Annotated in this window: 22 protein-coding genes; 5 read left to right on the top strand and 17 right to left on the bottom strand. The window is 68.0% G+C overall.

Going from position 1 to position 17,252, the window contains the following annotated elements:
- Positions 1–42: 42 nt before the first annotated feature.
- The 12 genes from ACFOW8_RS07045 to rpsJ all read right to left on the bottom strand — a co-directional run bounded on the left by ACFOW8_RS07045 (position 43) and on the right by rpsJ (position 5,733).
- Complete coding sequence (locus ACFOW8_RS07045) at positions 43–195, bottom strand: hypothetical protein (RefSeq protein ID WP_378547152.1); 153 nt, start codon at positions 193–195, stop codon at positions 43–45.
- A 286-nt stretch (positions 196–481) separates the two neighbouring features.
- Complete coding sequence (gene rpsQ / locus ACFOW8_RS07040) at positions 482–751, bottom strand: 30S ribosomal protein S17 (RefSeq protein ID WP_278264580.1); 270 nt, start codon at positions 749–751, stop codon at positions 482–484.
- Complete coding sequence (rpmC, locus tag ACFOW8_RS07035) at positions 748–987, bottom strand: 50S ribosomal protein L29 (protein WP_019045024.1); 240 nt, start codon at positions 985–987, stop codon at positions 748–750. Before rpmC ends, rpsQ begins: the two co-directional genes overlap by 4 nt.
- Positions 987–1,403 (bottom strand): 50S ribosomal protein L16, encoded by a 417-nt coding sequence (gene rplP / locus ACFOW8_RS07030; protein WP_378547149.1) that lies wholly within the window; start codon positions 1,401–1,403, stop codon positions 987–989. The genes rpmC and rplP overlap by 1 nt, the downstream gene beginning before the upstream one ends.
- A gap of 3 nt (positions 1,404–1,406) precedes the next feature.
- Entirely contained in the window at positions 1,407–2,201 is a 795-nt protein-coding gene (gene rpsC / locus ACFOW8_RS07025; protein ID WP_378547145.1) for a 30S ribosomal protein S3, read from the bottom strand.
- Complete coding sequence (rplV, locus tag ACFOW8_RS07020) at positions 2,202–2,615, bottom strand: 50S ribosomal protein L22 (protein WP_378547142.1); 414 nt, start codon at positions 2,613–2,615, stop codon at positions 2,202–2,204. It lies immediately after the preceding gene.
- Positions 2,612–2,893, bottom strand: a complete 282-nt coding sequence (gene rpsS / locus ACFOW8_RS07015; RefSeq protein ID WP_019045020.1) for a 30S ribosomal protein S19 — start codon at positions 2,891–2,893, stop codon at positions 2,612–2,614. The genes rplV and rpsS overlap by 4 nt, the downstream gene beginning before the upstream one ends.
- A 14-nt stretch (positions 2,894–2,907) precedes the next feature.
- Entirely contained in the window at positions 2,908–3,744 is an 837-nt protein-coding gene (gene rplB, locus ACFOW8_RS07010; protein ID WP_378547139.1) for a 50S ribosomal protein L2, read from the bottom strand.
- Positions 3,745–3,777: 33 nt separating this feature from the next.
- Positions 3,778–4,083: a 50S ribosomal protein L23 gene (gene rplW / locus ACFOW8_RS07005; protein WP_019045018.1), complete on the bottom strand. Its 306-nt coding sequence runs from the start codon at positions 4,081–4,083 to the stop codon at positions 3,778–3,780.
- Complete coding sequence (gene rplD, locus ACFOW8_RS07000; protein WP_378547135.1) at positions 4,080–4,751, bottom strand: 50S ribosomal protein L4; 672 nt, start codon at positions 4,749–4,751, stop codon at positions 4,080–4,082. The genes rplW and rplD overlap by 4 nt, the downstream gene beginning before the upstream one ends.
- Complete coding sequence (gene rplC, locus ACFOW8_RS06995) at positions 4,748–5,413, bottom strand: 50S ribosomal protein L3 (protein WP_378547132.1); 666 nt, start codon at positions 5,411–5,413, stop codon at positions 4,748–4,750. Before rplC ends, rplD begins: the two co-directional genes overlap by 4 nt.
- A gap of 14 nt (positions 5,414–5,427) precedes the next feature.
- Entirely contained in the window at positions 5,428–5,733 is a 306-nt protein-coding gene (gene rpsJ / locus ACFOW8_RS06990) for a 30S ribosomal protein S10 (RefSeq protein ID WP_003938093.1), read from the bottom strand.
- A gap of 536 nt (positions 5,734–6,269) precedes the next feature.
- On the opposite strand from rpsJ, the gene ACFOW8_RS06985 reads away from it, so the two are divergent.
- From ACFOW8_RS06985 to ACFOW8_RS06970, 4 genes are all read left to right on the top strand, one after another.
- On the top strand, positions 6,270–6,746 hold the full coding sequence (locus tag ACFOW8_RS06985) for a hotdog fold domain-containing protein (RefSeq protein WP_378547127.1): 477 nt from the start codon (positions 6,270–6,272) through the stop codon (positions 6,744–6,746).
- A gap of 39 nt (positions 6,747–6,785) precedes the next feature.
- Positions 6,786–7,664, top strand: a complete 879-nt coding sequence (locus tag ACFOW8_RS06980) for an ABC transporter ATP-binding protein (protein WP_378547124.1) — start codon at positions 6,786–6,788, stop codon at positions 7,662–7,664.
- Complete coding sequence (locus tag ACFOW8_RS06975; RefSeq protein ID WP_378547121.1) at positions 7,661–8,875, top strand: ABC transporter permease; 1,215 nt, start codon at positions 7,661–7,663, stop codon at positions 8,873–8,875. Before ACFOW8_RS06980 ends, ACFOW8_RS06975 begins: the two co-directional genes overlap by 4 nt.
- A gap of 78 nt (positions 8,876–8,953) precedes the next feature.
- Positions 8,954–10,132: a lycopene cyclase family protein gene (locus ACFOW8_RS06970; RefSeq protein WP_378547118.1), complete on the top strand. Its 1,179-nt coding sequence runs from the start codon at positions 8,954–8,956 to the stop codon at positions 10,130–10,132.
- Between the two features lie 30 nt (positions 10,133–10,162).
- Here ACFOW8_RS06970 and ACFOW8_RS06965 read toward each other — a convergent pair whose 3' ends face one another.
- Genes ACFOW8_RS06965 through ACFOW8_RS06955 form a run of 3 tightly spaced genes read right to left on the bottom strand, consistent with a single transcriptional unit; the run spans position 10,163 to position 12,824 of the window.
- Positions 10,163–11,020, bottom strand: coding sequence for an ABC transporter permease (locus ACFOW8_RS06965; protein ID WP_378547115.1), 858 nt, complete (start codon positions 11,018–11,020; stop codon positions 10,163–10,165).
- The gene (locus ACFOW8_RS06960) at positions 11,017–11,826 is read right to left on the bottom strand and encodes an ABC transporter permease (RefSeq protein ID WP_378547112.1); all 810 of its coding nucleotides are present in this window, start codon (positions 11,824–11,826) and stop codon (positions 11,017–11,019) included. Before ACFOW8_RS06960 ends, ACFOW8_RS06965 begins: the two co-directional genes overlap by 4 nt.
- Positions 11,823–12,824, bottom strand: coding sequence for an ATP-binding cassette domain-containing protein (locus ACFOW8_RS06955; protein ID WP_378547109.1), 1,002 nt, complete (start codon positions 12,822–12,824; stop codon positions 11,823–11,825). The genes ACFOW8_RS06960 and ACFOW8_RS06955 overlap by 4 nt, the downstream gene beginning before the upstream one ends.
- Positions 12,825–13,128: 304 nt before the next feature.
- On the opposite strand from ACFOW8_RS06955, the gene ACFOW8_RS06950 reads away from it, so the two are divergent.
- On the top strand, positions 13,129–14,628 hold the full coding sequence (locus ACFOW8_RS06950; RefSeq protein ID WP_378547106.1) for an aldehyde dehydrogenase family protein: 1,500 nt from the start codon (positions 13,129–13,131) through the stop codon (positions 14,626–14,628).
- Positions 14,629–14,735: 107 nt separating this feature from the next.
- Here ACFOW8_RS06950 and ACFOW8_RS06945 read toward each other — a convergent pair whose 3' ends face one another.
- The gene (locus tag ACFOW8_RS06945; protein ID WP_378547103.1) at positions 14,736–15,968 is read right to left on the bottom strand and encodes a TetR/AcrR family transcriptional regulator; all 1,233 of its coding nucleotides are present in this window, start codon (positions 15,966–15,968) and stop codon (positions 14,736–14,738) included.
- A 173-nt stretch (positions 15,969–16,141) separates the two neighbouring features.
- The gene (locus ACFOW8_RS06940) at positions 16,142–17,164 is read right to left on the bottom strand and encodes an alpha/beta hydrolase (protein WP_378548553.1); all 1,023 of its coding nucleotides are present in this window, start codon (positions 17,162–17,164) and stop codon (positions 16,142–16,144) included.
- Positions 17,165–17,252 lie beyond the last annotated feature (88 nt).

Genomic DNA, 17,252 nt, shown 5'->3' with positions numbered 1-17,252 from the left:
TGCTTCAGGCAACCGCAACGACCTCGGCGAGATCGAGGTAGATCACGCAAGCCGTCGCATCAGCTCGGTGTGCTCGTCCATGATCAAGTCGATCATGGACCCGAACGCGTCTGCGGCCAGGTCCTGTTTGCCCTGCCCAGTTCGCTCAGTCAGCCGTCGATCATCGTCCTCGTTCAGCCGCGGTGCCATCGCCATGGCCCGAGATCACCCGACCACAAGGCGCTCACCGCCGAAGTCCGCGATGATCTCCATTCGGCCGCCGAGTGCTTCGATGTAGGACGCGAGGGTTCGCAACTCGGCCGCAGCGACCGCCGCTCTTTCGATCGCTGACACACGTTCCTGCCGAATCCGCATCCGCTTCGCGACCTCTGAAAGGTGGAATAGTCCGTATTGCCGGACGGCACCCAACGACGAAGGCCCGCCTCCCTCTGCGGGAAACGGGCCTTCGTGACAAACGATCGCGATGGATCGCGGAGGGACCTTACTTGGCCTTCTCCAGGACCTCGACCAGACGCCAGCGCTTGGTGGCCGACAGCGGGCGGGTCTCCATCAGCTGAACGCGGTCGCCGACACCGGCGATCTCGTTCTCGTCATGCGCCTTCACCTTGGAGGTGGTGCGAATGATCTTGCCGTAGAGCGGGTGCCGGTGACGGTCTTCCAGCTCGACGACGATCGTCTTGTTCATCTTGTCCGACACAACGTAGCCGCTGCGAACCTTGCGGCTGTTGCGCTCTTCCTTGTTCTCGCTCATGCCGCATCTCCCTTGCCAGCGGGCGCCGTGGCCAGGCCGAGCTCGCGCTCACGCATGACCGTGTAAATGCGCGCGATCTCGTGGCGGACGACGCGCAGACGACGGTTGTTGTCGAGCTGACCCGTCGCCATCTGGAAGCGCAGGTTGAAGAGCTCTTCCTTGCTCTCGCGCAGTTTGGCCACGAGCTCTTCTTCGTTGAGCTCGCGGAGCTCTGCGGCCGGTGTTCCGGTAGCCATCAGAACTGCTCCTCCCTGGTCACGATCCTGCACTTCATCGGGAGCTTGTGCATCGCGCGGCGCAGGGCCTCGCGAGCGATCTCCTCGTTCGGGTAAGACATCTCGAACATGACCCGACCGGGCTTCACGTTCGCGACCCACCACTCCGGCGAACCCTTACCGGAACCCATGCGGGTCTCGGCAGGCTTCTTGGTGAGCGGGCGGTCGGGGTAGATGTTGATCCAGATCTTGCCGCCACGCTTGATGTGGCGGGTCATCGCGATACGCGCCGACTCGATCTGACGGTTGGTGACGTAGGCGGGCTCGAGAGCCTGGATGCCGTACTCACCGAACGCCACCGAAGTGCCGCCCTTGGACATGCCGGAGCGGGACGGGTGGTGCTGCTTGCGGTGCTTGACGCGACGGGGCATCAGCATGCGTCAGCCCTCCTGGTTCTCTGCCGGTGCGTCGGCCACAGCGGTGCCGGCGCGACCGACCTCGGTCGAGGTCGCGGTGGTGCCGGCGGAACCGGAACGACGCGGGCGGCTGGGACGCTCGCGACGCGGGCGCTCCGGCGCGGCAGCGGCGGCGGTCAGCTCACGACGACCACCGACGATGTCACCCTTGTAGATCCAGACCTTCACGCCGATGCGACCGAAGGTGGTCTTGGCCTCGTAGAGGCCGTAGTCGATGTCCGCGCGCAGCGTGTGCAGCGGGACGCGACCCTCACGGTAGAACTCCGAGCGCGACATTTCGGCGCCGCCGAGGCGGCCCGAGCACTGCACCCGGATGCCCTTGACGTTCGGCGAACGCATGGCCGACTGGATGGCCTTGCGCATCGCGCGACGGAACGCCACACGGTTGGACAGCTGCTCGGCCACACCCTGGGCAACCAGCTGCGCATCCGACTCGGGGTTCTTGACCTCGAGGATGTTCAGCTGGACCTGCTTGCCGGTGAGCTTCTCCAGCTCGGCGCGGATGCGGTCGGCTTCGGCGCCACGGCGACCGATCACGATGCCGGGACGCGCGGTGTGGATGTCCACCCGCACGCGGTCACGGGTGCGCTCGATCTCGACCTTCGAGATACCAGCCCGCTCCATGCCGGTGGCGAGGAGCTTGCGGATCTGAACGTCTTCCTTCACGTATTCCGCGTACTGCTTGTCCGCGTACCAACGCGACTTCCAGTCGGTGGTGATACCGAGGCGGAAGCCATGGGGGTTGATTTTCTGTCCCATTTACTTTGCCCCTCCCTTCCGGCGGCTACGAGTGGCAGCGCCGGCAGTGGGCACGCTCTCGACCTCGATGGTGATGTGGCTGGTGCGCTTGCGGATCCGGAACGCGCGGCCCTGGGCCCGCGGCTGGAAACGCTTCATGGTGGCACCCTCGTCGACGAACGCGGTCGAGATGACCAGGGTGGCCGGGTTGAGGCCGAGGTTGTTCTCGGCGTTGGCCGCGGCGCTGGCCACGACCTTGGCGACCGGTTCGCTCGCGGCCTGCGGCGCGAACTTCAGGATCGCCAGGGCGTCGTCGACGCGCTTGCCGCGGACCAGGTCCACGACGCGACGCGCCTTCATCGGGGTGACCCGCACGTGCTTGGCGGTAGCGCGGGCAGTCGGATTCTGCACCGTTTCGGTGTTGGTGTCAGTCATCGCCGCTTGCTCTTCCGGTCGTCCTTGACGTGGCTCTTGAACGTCCTGGTCGGCGCGAACTCACCGAGCTTGTGGCCGACCATGTTGTCCGAGACGAACACCGGCACGTGCTTGCGACCGTCGTGGACGGCGAAAGTGTGGCCGATGAAATCGGGGATGATGGTCGAGCGACGCGACCAGGTCTTGATGACCTGCTTCGTGCCCTTCTCGTTCTGCACGTCCACCTTCGCGAGGAGGTGGTCGTCGACGAACGGGCCCTTCTTGAGGCTGCGTGGCATTTCTTACCTCCTCCTTAGCGCTTCTTGCCGGTCTTGCGGCGGCGGACGATGAGCTTGTCGCTCGGACGGTTGGGCTTACGGGTGCGGCCCTCAGGCTGACCCCACGGGCTGACCGGGTGGCGACCACCGGAGGTCTTGCCCTCACCACCACCATGCGGGTGGTCGACCGGGTTCATGACGACACCACGGACGGTGGGACGACGGCCCTTCCAGCGCATACGGCCGGCCTTGCCCCAGTTGATGTTCGACTGCTCGGCGTTGCCGACCTCGCCGACGGTGGCGCGGCAGCGCACGTCGACACGGCGGATTTCACCGGAGGGCATACGCAGGGTCGCGTACGGCCCCTCCTTGCCGAGCAGCTGGATGCTCATGCCTGCGGCACGGGCCATCTTGGCGCCGCCACCCGGACGCAGCTCCACGTTGTGCACCGTGGTACCGGTCGGGATGTTGCGCAGCGGCAGGTTGTTGCCCGGCTTGATGTCGGCCGTCGGGCCGGACTCGATCGGGCTGCCCTGCTGGATGCCCTTCGGCGCGATGATGTAGCGCTTCTCGCCGTCGGCGTAGTGCAGCAGTGCGATGTTGGCGGTGCGGTTGGGGTCGTACTCGATGTGCGCGACCTTGGCCGGGATGCCGTCCTTGTCCAGGCGACGGAAGTCGATCAGACGGTAGGCACGCTTGTGACCGCCACCGCGGTGACGCGTGGTGATGCGACCGTGCGCGTTACGACCACCGGACTTGGTGAGCGGGCGCAGCAGCGACTTCTCCGGCGTCGACCGGGTGATCTCGGCGAAGTCCGAGACGCTGGAGCCACGACGGCCCGGCGTAGTCGGCTTGTACTTACGGATTGCCATGAGTTCTTCTCTGCTTTCTGGATGACCAGCCGCTTACGCGACCGGGCCTCCGAAGATCTCGATGGGCTTGCTGTCGGCCGAGATGGTCACGAGCGCGCGCTTGGTGTCCTTGCGCTTGCCGTAACCGAAGCGGGTCCGCTTGCGCTTGCCCTGACGGTTGGCGGTGTTGACGCTGGTGACCTTGACGCCGAAGACCTTCTCGACGGCGATCTTGATCTGCGTCTTGTTCGAATCCGGGTGCACCAGGAAGGTGTAGGTGCCTTCCTCGATCAGTCCGTAGGACTTCTCCGAGATGACCGGTGCGAGCAGGATGTCGCGGGGGTCGGCGATGGTGCTCACTTGCTCTCCTCCTGGGCCGCCTCGGCGGGACCGTGAACGAAGGCGTTCAGGGCCTCGACGCTGAACACCAGTTCGTCGCTGTTGAGGACGTCGTAGGTGTTGAGCTGATCCGGGGCGATCGGCAGCACGTTCTGCAGGTTCGCCACGCTCTTCCACGCGGCGACGTCCTCGCGACCGACGACGACAAGGAACTTCTTGCGGTCCGACAGCTCGGACAGGAAGCTCTTGGCGGCCTTGGTCGACGGGGTCTGACCGGCGACCAGCTCGGTGATCACGTGGATGCGCTCGTTGCGGGCCCGGTCGGACAGGGCGCCACGCAGGGCGGCGGCCTTCATCTTCTTGGGGGTCCGCTGGCTGTAGTCACGCGGCTGCGGGCCGTGGACGGTGCCACCACCGGCGAACTGCGGCGCGCGGGTCGAGCCCTGACGGGCGCGGCCGGTGCCCTTCTGCCGGTACGGCTTCTTGCCACCACCACGGACCTCGCCACGAGTCTTCGTGGCGTGGGTGCCCTGGCGAGCGGCGGCCAGCTGGGCCACGACGACCTGGTGCATCAGCGCGACGTTGGCTGTCACGTCGAAGATCTCCGCGGGGAGTTCGACGGTGCCCTCGGTCTTGCCGCCTGCGGCCTTGACGGTCAGCGTCAGGTTGGTCTTCTCGAGGCTGGTCATGCGTGCGCACCACCCTTCACGGCGCTCTTGACGATCACGACGTTGCCCTTGCGGCCCGGGATGGCACCCTTGACCAGGAGCAGGCCGTTTTCGGCGTCGACCTTGTGAACCGACAGGTTCTGCGTGGTGACGCGCTCGTTACCCATGCGACCCGACATGCGCATGCCCTTGAACACGCGGCCGGGGGTGGCGCAGCCACCGATGGAACCCGGGCGACGATGCACGGCCTGCGCACCGTGCGAGGCACCCTGACCGGCGAAGCCGTGACGCTTCATGGTGCCGGCGAAGCCCTTGCCCTTGCTGATACCGGTCACGTCGACGTAGGTGCCCTCTTCGAAGACGTCGGCGGAGATCTCCTGGCCGACCTCGAAGGTGGAGGCATCCGCGACGCGGATCTCGGTGACGTGGCGGCGCGGGGTGACACCGGCCTTGGCGAACTGGCCGGAGGTCGGCTTGTTCACCTTGCGGGGGTCGATGGCGCCGAACGCGAGCTGCACGGCCGAGTAGCCGTCGCGCTCCACGGTGCGGATCTGGGTGACCACGTTCGGGCCCGCCTTGATGACGGTGACCGGGACGACGCGGTTCTTCTCGTCGAAGACCTGGGTCATGCCGAGCTTGGTGCCCAGGATGCCGGCCGCGGGCCGGTTCTTGTTGTCAGTCATTTCTCGAGTCCCCGTCACTGGATGTTGACGTCGACGCTGGCCGGCAGATCGATGCGCATGAGCGCGTCGACCGTCTTCGGCGTCGGGTCGAGGATGTCGATGAGGCGCTTGTGCGTACGCATCTCGAAGTGTTCGCGCGAGTCCTTGTACTTGTGCGGCGAACGGATGACGCAGTACACGTTCTTTTCGGTGGGCAACGGCACAGGCCCGACCACGCGGGCGCCGGTGCGGGTCACCGTCTCCACGATCTTGCGCGCAGACGCGTCGATCGCCTCGTGGTCATAGGCCTTGAGCCTGATGCGGATCTTTTGTCCCGCCACGCTAAGTGTCCTTTTCTCCGCTTTCCTTCGTGGTCACAGGAGCTGGCTCCTGCACCACCCTCATTTGCACAGCCCGAACACACGAAGATCTCAGTCTGGAGACCGCGACCGGGCCGCAGAAATGTCTGCCCGATCCTCGCCGCTGTTCATCTGTCATGGTCCTCCGGCCCACGCGGTCGGGCGTGTCGCCCTAGCGCTCATTCCTCAGCCCTGGTCGATTACTCACCTTGGCCTGGAACGTGGTTCCGGACGCATCCACACCGGCGGACCGGCGGGACGCAAACTACTGCTCGCCTGCGCGCGATCCGCTTTCCCGGAGAGAAGGCATGATCCTGTGCAAGGCAACCCGAACAGTATGCACCATGCCGACGACGGTCTTCAAATCGGGGGTCGTGCGGTATCGATCACGCCCGGAGCAGGGATGTTCACCTGGATCGCGCGTCGGCCGGGCCGTGCCGAGCCATGGTAGCCGGGGCGCCGCGGTGACTGACCGGCGGAGGGTTCCCGGTTATCTTACTTTTGAGTAAGATAACCGCATGGCACAAGAGACCGCGACCTACCGCGGCTGGAAGAAGCTCCCCGACAACCGTCTCGGGCACGCCCTGTTCTCGCTCGGCATGGTCGCCAGGGTCCCCTACTTCGGCACGGTGCTGCCGCAGGTGGTCCGGCTCGAGCCCGGGATCTGCGAGGTGACCTCGCCCAAGTGGTTCGGCATCCACAACCATCTCGGCACCTTTCACGCGATCGCCGCGTGCAACCTCGCCGAGGTCGCGATGGGCATGCTCAGCGAGGCCACCGTGCCGACCACGCACCGCTGGATTCCCAAGGCGATGAATGTGCAATACCTGGCGAAGGCCGAGACCGGGCTGCGCGCGGTCGCCAGACTGGCCGAGGTCCCCGACTTCACCACCATCACCGAGGGGGTGAACCTCACCGTGCCGGTGTCGATCTACGACCGCGACGGTGTCGAGGTGGTGCACGCCGACATCACCACCTGGGTCACCCCGCGCTGACAACCGCGCCGAAAGCCCTTGACTGGGTACGGTTGTGAAATGTTGGAAGTCGCGCAGCTCCTCCGGCGGTTCGGCGACAAGGTCGCCGTCGACGCAGTGTCCTTCACCGTGGCGCCCGGCGCGCTGACCGGGTTCGTCGGCGGCAACGGCGCGGGTAAGACCACCACCATGCGGATGATCATGGGTGTGCTCGCCGCGCACGGCGGCGAGGTCAGGTGGGACGGGCACCCGGCCACCGCGCTCGATCGCCGCGCCTTCGGCTACATGCCGGAGGAACGCGGACTCTATCCCAAACAACCGGTCCTCGATCAGCTCGTCTACCTGGCCCGGCTGCGCGGGCTCGGCGCGGCCGAGGCCAAGGCGCGGGCCGCGGGCTTGCTCGACCGCTTCAGGCTCGGGAGCCGGAGCAAGGACAAGCTCGAGTCGCTGTCGCTCGGCAATCAGCAGCGGGTGCAGATCGCGGCGGCGGTGATCGCCGAACCGACCGCGCTGATCCTCGACGAGCCGTTCTCCGGGCTCGACCCGGTCGCCGTCGACTCGATGGCCGAGCTGCTGCGTGAGTACGCCGGGCAGGGTGTCCCGGTGCTGTTCTCCTCGCATCAGCTGGATCTGGTTGAGCGGCTGTGCGATCAGCTGGTGATCCTCGCGGGCGGGCGGGTGGTCGGCCAGGGCTCGGTGGAGTCACTGCGTGCGAACGGCGCGGCGCGCTACCGGCTGGTGGGCGACGGCGATCCAGGATGGTTACGGGAGCTCGCCGGAGTGCGGGTGGTGCAGACCAACGGGTCGGCCGCCGTGCTCGAGCTCACCGGGGCGACGACCGACGCGGTGCTCACCGAGGCACTGGCCCGCGGCTCGGTGCGGGAATTCGCGGAACTGCGGCCGACGGTCGCGGAGATCTACCGGGAGGTGACGGCGTGAGAGGTCAGCGGCCGGAGGCGGTGACTCGCGGGCTGGCATCGTCACGTGGCGTGTGGCGGATCGTGGCGGCCAGGGAGATCGTGGTGAAGCTGCGCGATCGCAACTTCGTCATCTCGACGGTGGTGACCGTCGTTGCCATTGTCGCGTCGCTGCTGATCGCCGGCATCGTCAGCGGCCGGACGGACAAGATCGACGTCGTCGTCACCGGCACCGATGGCGCCGCGGTCGTCGCATTGGCCAACGAGCTGGCCGCGGCGGCCGATGCCGACGTCGACTTCCTGGCTCGGCCCGTGGCCGACCGCGCCGAAGTCGTCCGGCAAGTCCGCGACGATCAGGTGGAGGCCGGACTGGCGCCGGACCAACCCGGTGGCTGGGTGCTGATCGCGAACGGTTCCGAGAACACCGAGGCCACCACCTACATCTCCGCCGCGGCACAGCAGCTCGCCCTGCAACGCAACGCCGAAGCCGCGGGCGTCTCGCTGACCGAACTCGCGCTCGGTGGTGCGGTGACACCGGTGATCCTGGACGAAAGCGCCGTCGATCCCGGCCTGGCCAAGATCGTGGCGCTGGTGTTCGCCTTCCTCTTCTATCTGGCCTCGGTGCTGTTCGGCATGTCCATCGCGCAGAGCGTGGTGGAGGAGAAGCAGAACCGCATCGTGGAGATCCTGGCCAGCGCGATGCCGTTGCGGCAGTTGCTGATCGGCAAGGTCGCGGGCAACACGGTGCTGGCGTTCGCGCAGCTTGCGCTGTTCGTCGGCGCTGGCCTGGCCGGGCTCGCCGCGACCGGGCAGGGTGGGCAGCTCGGCCGGATCGCCGGTGCGGCGGGCTGGTTCATCGTCTTCTTCCTGGTCGGCTTCCTCGCGCTGGCCAGCCTGTGGGCGGTGGCGGGCTCACTGGCGACCCGCAGCGAGGACCTACAGTCCACCGCCACTCCGCTGTCGATGCTGATCATGATCGTGCTCTTCGCCGGCATCTTCCTCACCGGGACCGGCCGGGTGATCGCCTCCTACATCCCGATCACCTCGATCGTCGCCATGCCGAGCCGGTTGGCCGACGGCACGGCCGCGTGGTGGGAACCGTTCGTTTCGCTGGCGCTGATGGCGGTGGCCACCTACGGCATCGTCGTCGTCGCCGAACGCATCTACCGCCGCTCCCTCATGCAGACCCAGGGCAGGCTCACCATGCGCCAAGCCCTGGCGCTGGAGGAGTGAGCTCGCGGGGCCGGTACGCCGAGGGGCCGACTGCCTGGCTGGTTGCGCACCGAAGTGCGCAGCGGATTGAATGCGAGCGTGGACAGTGCGCGGGAATTCGATGTGTGCGTGGTCGGGCTCGGGCCGACCGGGCGGGGGCTGGCGCATCGCGCCGCGGTAGCCGGGTTGCGGGTGGCCGCGGTGGATCCGCGACCGGATCGGCTGTTCCCGCCGACCTTCTCCTGCTGGGTGGACGAGCTGCCCGCGTGGTTGCCCGAGAGTGCGATCGCGCAGCGGATCGCCGCGCCGACGGTGTGGACCAAGCGTGAGCTCAGGATCGAACGGCCGTATTGCGTGCTGTCCAAGGCCGGGCTGCACGCGGCGCTCGCGCTCGACGACGCGACGGTGTTCGCCGACCGGGCCACCCGGGTGGACCAGCACGAGGTGGAACTCGCCGACGGCACGGTGCTCAGGTCGGCGACGGTCTTCGACACGCGCGGCCTGCCGACGCTCGGCAGGCGCAGAGCCGCTTCCGCGCACGGCATCTTCGTCGCCGCGGAGACCGCGGCGCCGATGGTGGCCGACGGCGAAGGGCTGCTGCTGGACTGGCGGCCGGAGAACGGTGCAGGCCCCGACGAGCCGCCGTCGTTCCTGTACGCGGTGCCGCTCGGCGACGGCACGGTGATCTTCGAGGAGACCAGCCTCGGGCTGCGCGGCGGTATGCCCCAGCACGAACTGCGCAAGCGCACGCTGAGCAGGCTGGCCGCGCACGGCATCCGGCTCACCGGCGACGAACCGCACGAGGCGGCGCACTACCCGCTGGATCAGGCGCCGCCGAAGAAGGGCGAGGCGGTGGCCGTGCCGTTCGGGTCGCGCGGCGGGATGATGCACCCGTGCACCGGCTACTCCGTCGGCGATTCCCTCGCCCTGATCGACACCGCGGTGTCAGCGGTCCAGCGGGGTGAAGACCCGATCGAGGCGCTGTGGCCGTGGCGGGCGCGCGCGGTGTACTGGATGCGGATGCGTGGACTGTGGGGGCTCGGCCGCCTGACCACCGATCAGTCGATCGCCATGTTCGAGGCGTTCTTCACCGAGTCCGAGCGCGGGCAGCGGGCCCTGCTCTCGGCCCACGAGGACTACACCGCGCTCGGCGCCGTGCTGTTCAACACGGTGGCGCACACCTGGCCGTTCCGCTGGCGCTACGACCTGGTCGGCTGGACCAACCGCAACCGCTGGCTCGACTACCCCTTCGCCCCGGCCGAGACCCCGATCCGCTGATGGACCGGCGGCCCCGGCCGCGCACTACGCCTACGCGGTCTGCGCCGCCCGCTTGTAGCCGACGATGGCCGGGTAGGCGAACACCGCGATCATGCCGATCGTCCAGGCCAGCGTCTTGAGCAGCGGCTCGGCCACCGGACCACCGTAGGACAGGCCGATCATCGCGTTGATCGCGCAGCTCATCGGCTGGTTGGCGACGATGGTCTGCAGCCAGGTCGGGTAGGCGATGATCGGGACGAAGCCGGTGTTGAAGAACATCAACAGCGTGTTGACGATGCCGATCAGGCTGATCAGCATGACGCCCTCGGTGATGGTCGCCAGCGCCGTCACCATCACCGCGAAGCCGAGGCCGAACAGCACCGGCACGCAGACCAGCGCGATATTGGTGAGCGGATCCTCCATGAACAGGAACCCGAGCGGCACCGCCACGAGCAGCACGATCACCGTGGTGATCAGGATGCGCACGACTTCGGCCAGCAGGCGGCCGGTCAGCAGCGACGCCTTGTTCAGCGGCATCGTGTAGAAGCGGCTGAGCAGCCCGGCCGCCTTCTCCCGTTTGAAGCCGAGCGCGCTGACCACCGCACCGGTCATGGCCGCGACCAGGGTGAGCAGCGCGGCCTGCCCGTAGATCGCGGGCATGCCGCCGTACGCGGTGATGTAGTCACCGAGCACGATGCGGAACATCAGCAGGGTGACGGCCGGATAGACGATCGTCTGGATGGTCGTGGCCGGATCGCGCAACCACACCATCAGCAGCCGCTTGCACTGGATGAGGCTGTGACTCACCCACATCGACACCGCGCCTTCCGGCTTGGCGTGCACCACGGGCAGCTGCGCCGCGGTCTCCTCGACGGGCAGCCGGAGCTGCTCGGATGTCGTCGTCGTCATGATCGCCTCACACTCGCCCACACCGCCAGTGGGAGGAAGAAGATGGCAAGGCCGCCGAGCCAGGCCAGCGACACCCAGGTCCCGGCCCAGCTCAGCTGGCCCGCGGCCATATCGCTGAGGGTCTGGGCGGCCTGGGAGATCGGCTGGTTGCGCGCGAACGCCCGCGCCCAGCTGGGGAAGGCCTGTTCGGGCACGAACCCGGTGGACAGCATGCCGAAGATCAGGATCGGCAGGGTGAGCGCCTGGCTCAGCGACTCGGGGTTCTTGGTGAGGCTGCCGAGCGCGTCGGCACCGAGCGTGAGCACCACGCCGACCGCGAGGGCGAACCCGACGAAGGCCAGCGCCTGCACCCATCCACCGGTGAACCGGAATCCGATCAGATAGCCGTAGCCGATGGTGGCGATCAGCGAGACCACCGACCGCACCAGGCCCGCACTGATCCGCGAAAGCAGCGGCACCAGCGACCCGATCGGCATGGTCTGCAACCGGGTACTCAGGCCGGTGAGTGCTTCGAACGCGGCCAGCTGCGCGTTCGACATCATCGTCATCGCCATGGTCTGCAGCACGATGATCGGCATGACGTACTGCGCGTAGTCGATGCCCTGCACCTTCATCACGTACCGCAGCGGCAGGTAGAAGGCCACGGTGATCACCAGCGGGAACAGGAGCGCGACGATCAGCTCGCCCTTGGTGACCATGGTGTACACGATGCGCCCGGTCAGCGCGCGCCACTGCGCGAAGCTGCTCGGATGCGCCGGGGGTAGGTCGTCGAACAGGGTGGTGCCCGCGACGGTCGGAGCGGTCACTGGTGCCCGCCCGAATGACCGGTGATCGACAGGAACACGTCGTCGAGAGAGGGCCTGCGCAACGCGATATCGGCCAGGTCGATGCCGGCGGTGTCGAGCCTGCGCAGCGCCTCGGCCAGGGTCGCGGCGCCGTCGGGAGCGGGCACGGACAGCTTGTCGGCGCCGGCGATCTCGGCGGCGACGGCCACGGGCACCAGATCACCGAGTGCCCGCACGGTCGCGGCCAGCTTGCTCGGGTCGAGCGGGACGATCTCGCAGAAGCTGCCGCCGGTCTTGGCCTTGAGCTGGTCGGCGGTGCCCTCGGCGATGACGGTGCCCTTGTCGATCACGATGATGTTGTCGCTGAGCACGTCGGCCTCTTCGAGGTACTGCGTGGTGAGCAGCACCGTGATGCCCTGGTTCTTGAGCGCGGTGACCAGGTCCCACACGCCCTGGCGGCTGCGCGGGTCGAGGCCGGTGGTCGGCTCGTCGAGGAACACCACCTCGGGCCGCACCACCAGACCGCAGGCGATGTCGACGCGCCTTCGCATGCCGCCCGAGTAGTTGCGAACGGCCCGCTTGCCCGCGCTGACCAGGTCGAACTCCTCGAGCAGCACCTCGGCACGCTTGCGGGCCGCCGACTTGGACAGCCCCATCAGCCTGCCGAACAGCTCGAGGTTCTCGCGGCCGGTCAGGTTCTCGTCGAGCGCGGCGTACTGGCCGGTCATCATGATCGCGCGGCGCACTCCCGCCGGGTCGGTGCGCACATCGTGACCCGCGACGACGGCGGTGCCGGAATCGGGAGCGAGCAGCGTCGACAGGATCTTGACCGTTGTGGTCTTGCCCGCGCCGTTGGGCCCGAGGATACCGAGCACGCTGGCCCGTTCCGCCTGGAAGCTGATGCCCTGCAGGGCGTGCACATCGCCGAAGGACTTGCGCACGTCGGAGACGAGCACCGCGGGTTCACCGCCTGTCGCGACGTCACCCACGGGCGAATCCACTGAGATCGAACTCGGCATCAACTCTCCACCATCAGCCGGGCACGCACCGCTCATCCGGGCAGGGCGCACGCGGGAATTGTCTTCTCGGTAAGTCATCCATACCGTTCGGCGCGATGTTACCGGCCGAGCGCTTTTCCTGGTCGGCTCTGTGGCCACCGGTCCCACTCCCCGGACCGGTGTGTCTTTGCTCACCTGGGCAGTGCAAGGGCAGTATGCCGACCTTGTCGGCGCGCCCTGGCGCCCATACGCTGGCGTCCGGGGAAACACTCTCGTCTCACCGGCCCGCGCGCGGGCGCGTTCGATCTCTTCCACAGGGGTGACGATGACCGAGTCAGCGGCCGCGCAGACCGGGCGATCCGACGTCCTCACGTCGTTCGACCCGCGCACCGGCGAACAGCTCGCACAGTATCCGGTCGACGGCCAGGCCGAGGTCACCCGCGCGATACGCACGGCCCGCGCCACCCAGAACTGGTGGGGGGAACTGAGATTCACCGAACGTCGGCGCTTGCTGCTGGATTGGCGCGGCCAGATCGCCAGGAACACCGGTGAATTGGTCGACGTGCTGCGCGCCGAGACCGGCAAACCGGAGGCCGACGCCGCCATGGAGGTGATGCTGGCGGTGGAGAACCTGGACTGGGCCGCCCGCAACGCCGAACGCGCGCTCGGCCGCAGGCGGCTGGCCACCGGGTGGTTCACCCGCAATCAGCACGCCACCGTCGGCTATCTGCCGCTCGGTGTGATCGGGGTGCTCGGCGCGTGGAACAACCCGGTGTTCACCCCGATGGGGTCGATCGCCTACGCCATGGCGGCGGGCAACGCGGTGGTGTTCAAACCGCACGAGATCACCACCGGTGTCGGGGAGTGGCTGGCGCGCAGCTGGGCCGCCGTCGCCCCGGATCAGCCGGTGCTGCAGGCGGTCACCGGCGACGCCCGCACCGCGACCGCGCTGTGCAGGGCCAAGGTCGACAAGATCGCCTACGCGGGCCCGGAAGCGGGCGGGCGCGAGGTGATCGCGCTGTGCGCGCAGACGCTGACGCCGGTGGTGGTCGAGCACACCGGTAAGGGCAGCATGATCGTGCACGTCGACGCGGTCCTCGACGCCGCCGCCGAGGCCGCGATCTTCGGCGCGATGGCCAACGCGGGCCAGAACGCCTCGGGCATCCAGCGTTGTTATGTCGCCGACTCGGTGTTCGACGACTTCTTGGCCAGGGTGGCCGACCGCGCGGCCCGGCTGCGACCCGGCGCCGACAATCGCGCCGCCTACGGTCCGATGATCAACGCCGCCCAGATCGACGTGGTGCGCAGGCAGGTGCGTGACGCGATCGCGCGCGGCGGCCACGCGGTGCTCGGTGGGCTCGATTCGTTCCGCGATCCGTATGTGGAGCCGATCGTGCTGGCCGAGGTGCCGGAGGAGAGCATCGCGATCACCGGCGAGGGCATCGGCCCGGTCCTGGTGGTGAATCGGGTCGCCGATCTCGCCGACGCGGTGACCAGGGTGAACGCGGCGGGCAACGGCATCGCGGTGACGGTGTTCACCCGCGATATCCCCAGCGCCGAGTTCATCGCCGAGCAGCTCAGAGTCGGTGTGGTGACGGTGAATTCGTCGACGGCCTTCACCGGCATCCCGGCCTTGCCGTTCGGCGGGGTCGGCGAGTACGGGCAGGGCCACAGCCACGGTGAGCAGGGTCTGCACGAGTTCAGTCGCACCATGTCGATCGCGCGCAGACGCTATCGGGCGCCGGTCCGGCTCTCGACCTTCGACCGCCATCCGCGCCATGTCCGCACGGCGAAGGCGATCTTCCGGCTCCGGCACGGGCGTTAGCGGCCTGCGCCGCCGCGAACCCGCGCTGAGCGTGCACACATCGCTCGAATGGTCTCGTATACGACCGATCGGCGAAAAAGTGTGCGTTGTGCGCGGGCGGGGGCCGTTCACCCCTCAGACGGCTCGCCCAGCAGTACCGCACCAGTCAGCGCCGCAAGCCGAGCCAGCTGCTCATCCCTGGCGTCGAAGCGGAGCAACCTGCCGACATCGATGATCTGGCCGATCGCCGCGTGCACCCGGAAGCGGGCCTCGACCGGGTCACCGTCGAGCAGGTTGGCCCATTCCTGGACGTTCTGCCGCTGGATGGCGCGCAGCCGATGCTGTTCGGCCTGCGGCAGATTGCTGAACTCCGCGTAGTAGACCGGCATGATCTCGGGTGTGGCGAAGGTGAGCCTGGCGTAGCGGTCGGCGATCCGGCGGGCGGCATCGGCGCGGTTCTCGGCCTCGGCCAGTGCCTCGCCGATCGCGACGGCCAGCCGGTCACCGGTGCGATGGAAGGCGGCGGCGAGCAGGTCGGCCTTGGAATCGAAGTGCCGGTACACGCTGGAGGCGTTGATGCCGACGGCGGCGCCGATCTCCTCGATCCCGGATTCGTGATAGCCGTTGCGGCCGAAGATCCTGATCGCCTCGGTGAGCAGCTGTTCGCGTTTCGAGGTCACCGGTAGGCCGCGATTCTGCCGGTCCGGTTCGGCCTCGCCCGGTGCGGGCGGCAGTTCGGCGCGCACGATCGCCCAGGCCATGTCGAGCTGGAGCGCGAGCATGCGCGCGTGCGCGAGGGTGGTGCGGTGCGCGGCGATACTCGCCAGCGAACTCAGCGCGCCGACCGCGAGCAGGGTGACATCTTCGTGGCTCGCTTCGGGCCGCAGTTCCGCGATCGGCGCGGCGACCATCGCCTCGAGTTCGCGGTAGAACGCCCGGATCCGCACCCGGTCCTCGCGCTCGAGATAGCGGCGTTCCCAGCGGTAGAGCCCGGCCTCGCGGCGGATGTCGATATTGTGCTCGGCGACCGCGGTGAGCAGCGCGTCGAGCCTGGCTTCCGGGTCGAGCGACGGGTCGTCGGCCGCTTTCGCGACATCGCGCAGGCCGCGCGCGCCCTCCTCGGCGGCGGCGACGAGCAGCGCGTACTTGTTGGCGAAGTGGCGGTAGAGCGCGGGCCCGGAGATGCCGACTTCGGCGGCGATCTCGTCGACGCCGACCGGATAGTAGCCGCGCGCGCTGAACGCGCGGGCGGCCGCCCGCATGATCTGCATCTTGCGGTCCTTCGGTCTGCGGCGCACGACCCGCGGCTTGCTGCTGGTCGGCTCGCAGGCGCGTTCGGCCTCACTGCGATCGGCGACCATGCACTCACTTTCCGTTCCACGAACCTGGCTGTCGACGAGCCTGGCGCCCGCCGGGTGGCGGCGCCGGACCAGTCAACCTAAGTTAACCACAATTCGCAAACGACGAGAGCGAGTCCAGCGAAACGGAAACCGCCCCGGACGGGCCGGGGCGGTGACGTCGATCGGCTGACCTCCTACAGGCCGAGGCCGCGGGCCAGGGTCGGCCACGACAGCTTCAGCTCGTCCTTCCAGTAGCCCCACGAGTGGGTGCCGCTCGGCCGGAAGTTGAAGGTGGCCGGGATGCCCAGCTCGCCAAGCCGGTTGGCCAGGTTGTGCGTGCAGTAGTTGGTGCCCGCCTCGATGATGCCGCCGATGACGATCTGATTGGCCAGACCGTAGGCGCCGGGCAGGGCGTACTCACCGTTGAGGGTGTCGTACGGACCGGGCAGGCCGTTGCCGGTGGAGATGTAGAGATCCAGCCCGCGCAGCCCCTCGGCATTGACGTACGGATCGTTCTTCACCCATTCCTCCGAGCCCTGCGGACCCCACATGTTCATGGTGTCGCCGCCGCCCCAGGTCTCGACGGTGAGCTTGACGAATTCCGAGCCGACCGGGTCACTGGTCTGCGCGCACCCGCTGTAGGCGGCGGCCGCCTTGTACAGGCCGGGCTTGGCGATCGGCAGCGCGAGCACGGTGGTACCCGAGGTGGACAGCCCCGCGATGGCGTTGACCCCGTTGGTACCGAGCGCGCCGTCGACCAGCGGCGGCAGTTCCTCGGTGAAGAAGGTCTTCCACTTGTTGCGGCCGACGACCGGGTCGTCGGCGATCCAATCGGTGTAGTAGCTCCACGCACCGCCGATCGGCTGGATGACGTTGACGTTCTTGTCGCCGAGGAACTCCAGCGCGTCGGTCTTGGCGACCCAGGACGCGGAGTCCTCGCCACCGCCCGCTCCGTTGAGCAGGTACAGGGTCGGTCGCGGCACCGAGGCGTCGGCCGGGCGCTGCACGTCGACGATGATGTTGTGATCCATCGACGCGGAGTACACGTGCAGCCGCAGGCTGCGCGAATCCTTGACCTCGGCCTTGACGATCTTGGAGCCGTTGTCGGAAACGGGATTGGCGAGCAGGCTCTTGGAATCGATGATCGGATCAGCCGAGGCCGGGCTCGCGCCGAGGCCGGACAGCAGTCCGGCGGCCACTGCGGTCGCCGCGATCATCGCCGCGGCACGGGAGCCACGACGCCGGGAGTGCCGACGAATCAATTTCGCACCTTCGCTTCGTTTCGAATGGGTTGCACCACGCGAG

Origin of the sequence: Nocardia rhizosphaerae (genome assembly GCF_042650365.1) — a bacterium.
Classification (GTDB): Bacteria; Actinomycetota; Actinomycetes; order Mycobacteriales; family Mycobacteriaceae; genus Nocardia; species Nocardia rhizosphaerae.
This window is presented reverse-complemented; position numbering and strand designations above follow the sequence as displayed.